This window comes from Macrococcus brunensis, assembly GCF_004359615.1.
GTDB lineage: Bacteria > Bacillota > Bacilli > Staphylococcales > Staphylococcaceae > Macrococcus > Macrococcus brunensis.
In genome coordinates this window covers 1-3030 of sequence record NZ_SCWA01000034.1, presented here as the reverse complement: position 1 = coordinate 3030, position 3030 = coordinate 1, and the positions used below count along the sequence as shown (strand labels likewise).

The window sequence follows — 3030 nt, the reverse complement described above, 5'->3', positions numbered from 1 at the left end:
GGATGAAAAATAGGATAAAAGAACCCGTCATTTCCTAATGTTGAGGAAATTGACGGGTTCTTTTACACTATTGAGTTGTTGGAATTAGTGAGCTTATAGAAAATCGTGAGATTTTCAGTGGCCTCTCCACGGATTCGGTCTTTTTGATTAGCTGAAACGATAAAATTCAGTCATGCGGTCCGCCACAGCCTGTGCATCTTCAGCTGTCACTTCTCCTGTAAGTCCGGACTGTGTCAAATCAATTTCATATGATTTCGCATCGTAGTCCAGGATAACAGATGTGCCACGTGCAGTGATTGTTTTAGGTGCTACTTCTGCCACTTCATCTTCTTCATGATTTTCACGGTAGTCAACACCAAACTGACCTGCTTTCAGTTCTGCATATTGTACGAGTTTATCAATATTCATTTTATATTCCTTCATGATTCAGCCTCCTAAAAGTTATGACTTCTTCATTTTAATGAATTCAGTTAACTTAGGCAAATCCCTTTTAAGAATGCCACGAACGTTGTAGTTTTTCGTCCCCATATTTTTACGGGCCACTTTAAGAAATAATGAGCCATATATTTCGTCGTTATTTCCATTTTCATCTACTCGCTCAAAATCAACTTGCGCTATTTTGCTGAATTTAATCTCGTCAAAATGAATGATTTTTGAGCGCTCTTTACTATGAATCAGCATCAGGCGATCTGACAACACAAGAATCAAGCCTTTCTGATTCAGATTCAGCTGACTTGCCGAAGCATACTGAACGAGTTCATGATTCTTAATTTCAGAACAATACACTTTTAAAAGCTTAATAAAGAACCGACGTTCACTCTTTTTAATTTTTTTGAATGTTTTGGAGAACTTCTTATAAGTTAAAGGATACTCAAGCTGTTCCAGCGCCTGACGTATCGTCATTTTCTTTTTTTTCATATCATACACCAATCTTATTCAAGAATTATGTTTATTATAGCTATAAATCCTAAAAATTTCTATGTCAAAATAAAAAAGCCTTTAGAGATAAAGGCTTTGATTAACGGAGGGCAAGGGATTCGAACCCTCGAAACGCTTGTGACGTTTACACACTTTCCAGGCGTGCTCCTTCGGCCAGCTCGGACAACCCTCCATAATAAAAAAAATCAGAAGCGATATTTCACCTCTGATATATGACCCCTACGGGATTCGAACCCGTGTTACCGCCGTGAAAGGGCGGTGTCTTAACCGCTTGACCAAGGGGCCTGGCTCCACAGGTAGGACTCGAACCTACGACCGATCGGTTAACAGCCGATAGCTCTACCACTGAGCTACTGTGGAACAATAATGGAGCGGGTGATCGGAATCGAACCGACGACATCAGCTTGGAAGGCTGAGGTTATACCATTTAACTACACCCGCATAAATAAAGGGCGACTGATGGGAATCGAACCCACGAATGTCGGAACCACAATCCGATGCGTTAACCACTTCGCCACAATCGCCAGAAATGGTGGCTCAGGACGGAATCGAACCGCCGACACATGGATTTTCAATCCATTGCTCTACCGACTGAGCTACTGAGCCATAATGGCGGTCCCGACGGGAATCGAACCCGCGATCTCCTGCGTGACAGGCAGGCATGTTAACCGCTACACCACGGGACCACTTAAAATTGCGGGAGGCGGATTTGAACCACCGACCTTCGGGTTATGAGCCCGACGAGCTACCAGACTGCTCCATCCCGCGTCAATAAAAAATGTTACTCAGCTAATATATCATTTATCTTATTTACTAGTCAATTATTAAAAAGTGTAAATAGTTAAACGTTACTGCTGCGCTGTTTTAAAAGGACTTTTTAAGTATATAAAGAAATTGTAAAGTCGTCAACAGTTAAATTTACATCCATAAAAAAATAGGGAATTCGGTCTGAACTCCCTATTCATGTCTCAATTTATTTTTCAATCTGATGGACAAGATGCGTGAGGATGTCACAGTACGGTGTTGGAATACCGAATTCCCGACCATACTCTGCCACACGGCCAGTCAGGAAATCGACTTCTGTCTTACGACCATTATGAATATCATGATGCATAGAAGGATAATGAAGTCCGACGACATCAGGGCTGTACATCGCATGGAATTTATTCAAAGTCGCATCGAAATCAAGCTTAGCACCCTTCTGTTCCCCGACTGTAATAATTTCTTTCATTAGCGGAATCAGCATATCATCGGAATGCACGTATGCACCGAACTCACCGATTTTTTTGTCAGTTACCGCACAGTAAGTATTAAAGCAGCAGTTAACGAGTGCTTTGTTCCAGATACTTGTAACGATGTCATCACTGATCTTGCCATTCAGTTTCGCTTCGTTAAAAATATCATTCAATTCTTTAACGAAATTATCTACTGTGCCATCAATACGACCGAATTCAATATTTCCTGTACCTTCAAGCGTTACTTCACCTGGACCATTGAAACCTGCAGGCCACATCGTCACAGCAAGAAGAATTTTGTCATCCGCAATATATTTTCTGAGTAAGTCACCATGACCGAGACCATTCATCATGGACATGACATTAGTATCTTCCGTGATGACACCTTGATCCATCAGCTGTTTAATTTTTTCTTCAGCTGCCATTGCTTTAGTCAGAACAATCACTAAGTCTACTGGTACACTGTAATCCTTAAAGTTTCTGATTGAGACAGGGTAAGTTTCTGTTTCCCCCAGTGTATTCACTTTCAATCCGTGTTCTGTCACTGTATCTACATGCATCTGCCAATCATCTAAAAGGACAACATCCTGACCCGCCTGCGTTAAATATAAACCCACTCTGCTTCCCATTGCACCTGCGCCTGCTACTGCTACTGCTATTTTCATGTTATCAGTCCCTTCTTTTTGTTATGTTCATTACATCACAATCTTTTATTTTACTTAATAATTTTCACTAGTGTTGCATAAAAATATTTCAACCTACGGTTTTAAATAGAATATTCTAAAAATTTATTTTCTGTACAAAAAAAGTCCTTTATAATGGTTGGAGGTAGTAATACACATCCAAATCCAATACA

General features: G+C 40.5%; 3 protein-coding genes and 8 tRNA genes. All 11 read right to left on the bottom strand.

Translation table 11 applies throughout. From position 1 onward, the window contains the following. Positions 1-147 precede the first annotated feature (147 nt). On the bottom strand, positions 148-423 hold the full coding sequence (locus ERX27_RS11020) for a hypothetical protein (protein WP_133432848.1): 276 nt from the start codon (positions 421-423) through the stop codon (positions 148-150). Positions 424-441: 18 nt separating this feature from the next. Further along, entirely contained in the window at positions 442-918 is a 477-nt protein-coding gene (locus tag ERX27_RS11015) for a PH domain-containing protein (protein WP_133432847.1), read from the bottom strand. Between the two features lie 104 nt (positions 919-1022). After that, positions 1023-1111 (bottom strand) — tRNA-Ser (locus tag ERX27_RS11010). 41 nt (positions 1112-1152) lie between these two features. Continuing rightward, positions 1153-1224: transfer RNA gene (locus tag ERX27_RS11005), tRNA-Glu, on the bottom strand. Continuing rightward, positions 1225-1299 (bottom strand) — tRNA-Asn (locus tag ERX27_RS11000). A 7-nt stretch (positions 1300-1306) separates the two neighbouring features. Further along, a tRNA-Gly gene (locus ERX27_RS10995) sits at positions 1307-1380 on the bottom strand. A 10-nt stretch (positions 1381-1390) separates the two neighbouring features. Continuing rightward, positions 1391-1463, bottom strand: a tRNA-His gene (locus ERX27_RS10990). 6 nt (positions 1464-1469) lie between these two features. Then, a tRNA-Phe gene (locus tag ERX27_RS10985) sits at positions 1470-1545 on the bottom strand. Positions 1546-1549: 4 nt separating this feature from the next. Continuing rightward, positions 1550-1625: transfer RNA gene (locus ERX27_RS10980), tRNA-Asp, on the bottom strand. 8 nt (positions 1626-1633) lie between these two features. Next, positions 1634-1707 (bottom strand) — tRNA-Met (locus tag ERX27_RS10975). Positions 1708-1912: 205 nt separating this feature from the next. After that, positions 1913-2839: a ketopantoate reductase family protein gene (locus ERX27_RS10970; protein WP_133432846.1), complete on the bottom strand. Its 927-nt coding sequence runs from the start codon at positions 2837-2839 to the stop codon at positions 1913-1915. Positions 2840-3030: the final 191 nt, after the last annotated feature.